This window comes from Solemya elarraichensis gill symbiont (assembly GCF_002021095.1).
Taxonomy (GTDB): domain Bacteria; phylum Pseudomonadota; class Gammaproteobacteria; order Chromatiales; family Chromatiaceae.
This window is the reverse complement of sequence record NZ_MPRK01000248.1, coordinates 1-2524: the sequence shown is the minus strand read 5'-3', so window position 1 is coordinate 2524 and position 2524 is coordinate 1. Positions and strand designations below refer to the sequence as shown.

The following is a 2524-nucleotide window of genomic DNA, read 5'->3' as shown; positions in this document are numbered from 1 at the left end:
CACGACGATCACCACGACCACGGTCCTGAAAAGGGACTGATGCGCTGGGTTCGCACAACCAACCACAAGGATATCGGTACACTCTATCTGCTTTTCTCACTGTTGATGTTCCTCGTCGGCGGTGCGATGGCAATGGTCATTCGTCTCGAACTGTTCGAGCCGGGCATGCAATTTGTCGATCCGCATTTCTTCAACTCAATGACAACCATGCATGCATTGATCATGGTATTCGGTGCCGTCATGCCGGCCTTTGTCGGCCTTGCCAACTGGCTCGTACCGATGATGATCGGTGCGCCTGATATGGCATTGCCACGATTGAACAACTGGTCATTCTGGATTCTGCCATTCGGTTTCACCATGCTGCTTTCCACGCTCTTTATGGATGGCGGCGCACCGGCTGCAGGCTGGACCATGTATCCGCCACTGGTACTGCAGACAGAGGACGCCTTCCCGTTCCTGATCTTCACCGTACACATTCTTGGCCTGTCATCGATCATGGGTGCAATCAATATCGTTGCAACCATTCTCAACATGCGTGCGCCAGGCATGAGTCTGATGAAAATGCCACTGTTCGTATGGACATGGTTCATCACTGCTTACCTGCTGATTGCGGTCATGCCTGTATTTGCAGGTGCCGTGACCATGCTGCTGACCGATCAATTCTTCGGCACGAGCTTCTTTGATGCGGCTGGTGGTGGCGATCCCGTCCTGTTCCAGCATATCTTCTGGTTCTTCGGACATCCGGAGGTCTACATCATGATCCTGCCGGCGTTCGGTATCATCTCGGCTATCGTGCCGACATTTGCGCGCAAGCCACTGTTCGGTTACAGCTCGATGGTCTATGCATCGGCATCCATCGCCTTCCTGTCGTTCATCGTATGGGCGCACCACATGTTTACCGTGGGCATGCCGGTGACAGGAGAGCTCTTCTTCATGTACGCCACCATGCTGATCGCCGTACCGACAGGAGTGAAAGTATTCAACTGGGTCTCCACCATGTGGAAAGGTGCCATGACTTTCGAAACCCCGATGCTGTTTGCACTGGGCTTCATCATCATGTTCACCATCGGTGGTTTCTCCGGCCTGATGCTGGCAATTACACCGGTCGACTTTCAATACCATGACACCTACTTCGTGGTGGCCCACTTCCACTATGTACTGGTAACGGGTGCGATCTTCTCGATCATGGCCGCAGCTTACTACTGGCTACCAAAGTGGACCGGCAACATGTATGACGAGCGCCTCGGCAAGTGGCATTTCTGGCTCTCTACCATTTTTGTCAACGTGCTCTTCTTCCCGCAGCACTTCCTGGGTCTTGCAGGTATGCCACGTCGTATTCCTGACTACTCGGTCCAGTTCGCTGACTGGAACATGGTTTCATCACTCGGCGGATTTGCCTTTGGTCTTACACAGTTCCTGTTCTGCTACATTGTCTACAAGGCAATCAAGGGCGGGGAAAAAGCGACCGACCGCGTATGGGAAGGTGCAACTGGCCTCGAGTTCGAACAGCTGCCTTCACCACCGCCTTACCACAGCTTCACTGAAGCACCGGAAGTGAAGTAATACTGTGATGACTTCTACTAAAGAGAAAGAGACTGGTCAGCGCCGTGCTGCTGCACGCAAAACGGCGCTGATCCTGGCTGCAATCGCAATCGCCATTTACGTCGGCTTCATTTTTAGCGCAGGCAAATGACACAGAAAAAGCCAATCCATAGACAGGTCGGCATACTGGCCGGCATCGCAATAGCGATGTTCGGCTTCGGCTTCGCAATGGTGCCTCTCTACGATGTCTTCTGCCAGGTAACAGGATTTGGCGGCCGCGGCATCACCAACGAAGCAAATCTGAATGAGACGGTCGACATGGATCGCGAGATCACGGTCGAATTTATCGCTAATGTCGGCCGCCATGCTTACATGGAGTTTCGACCTGCAGACGTGCGCATGAAGGTGCATCCGGGCGAGATTGCAAAAACAAGTTTCTTTGCCAGGAATCTGAACAAAGAAGGAATTGTCAGTCAGTCGGTATATAACGTCGCCCCCGCAGAGGGCTCACTCTACTTCAACAAAACCGAATGCTTCTGTTTCACACAACAGGAATTTCAAGCTGGCGAAGAGAGAGAGATGCCACTGATTTTTTCCATCAGCCCGGATATTCCGGATGGAATCAGGACAGTTTCCCTTTCTTATACGATTTACGACAGAACAGAACAAAACAAACAACTAGCCTTGGCTAACAACCAGAGGGATTGAGAGATGACACACGCATCACATGACGAATATTATGTGCCGCATGGTACCAACTGGCCAATCATTGGCACCATCGGCCTGACAACCCTGTTCGTGGGGTTTTCCAACTATCTGAATGGCAACGGCGTTGGCACCTATGTCGCACTTGCCGGCCTGGCCATTGTTATCTACATGGTATTCCGCTGGTTCGGCCAGGTTATCGATGAGAACCTCGCCGGAAAATACAACAGCCAGGTCGATACTTCATTCCGCATGGGTATGGGCTGGTTCATCTTTT

4 protein-coding genes are annotated in these 2524 nt (G+C 52.1%); all 4 read left to right on the top strand.

Going from position 1 to position 2524, the window contains the following annotated elements; all coding sequences use genetic code 11:
- The coding region (gene ctaD / locus BOW51_RS09760) for a cytochrome c oxidase subunit I (protein WP_245828663.1) at positions 1-1563 on the top strand (1563 nt) is incomplete at its 5' end.
- Between the two features lie 4 nt (positions 1564-1567).
- Positions 1568-1693, top strand: a complete 126-nt coding sequence (locus BOW51_RS11815; protein WP_281252884.1) for a hypothetical protein — start codon at positions 1568-1570, stop codon at positions 1691-1693.
- Positions 1690-2250, top strand: coding sequence for a cytochrome c oxidase assembly protein (locus BOW51_RS09755; protein ID WP_078477548.1), 561 nt, complete (start codon positions 1690-1692; stop codon positions 2248-2250). Before BOW51_RS11815 ends, BOW51_RS09755 begins: the two co-directional genes overlap by 4 nt.
- 3 nt (positions 2251-2253) lie before the next feature.
- A partial coding sequence (locus BOW51_RS09750; protein ID WP_174564752.1) for a cytochrome c oxidase subunit 3 occupies positions 2254-2524 on the top strand: 271 nt, incomplete at its 3' end.

Excerpts from the sequence above, each read along its gene's own strand:
- BOW51_RS09755 (WP_078477548.1), top strand. The coding sequence starts at position 1,690 with ATGACACAGAAAAAGCCAATCCATAGACAGGTCGGCATACTGGCCGGC.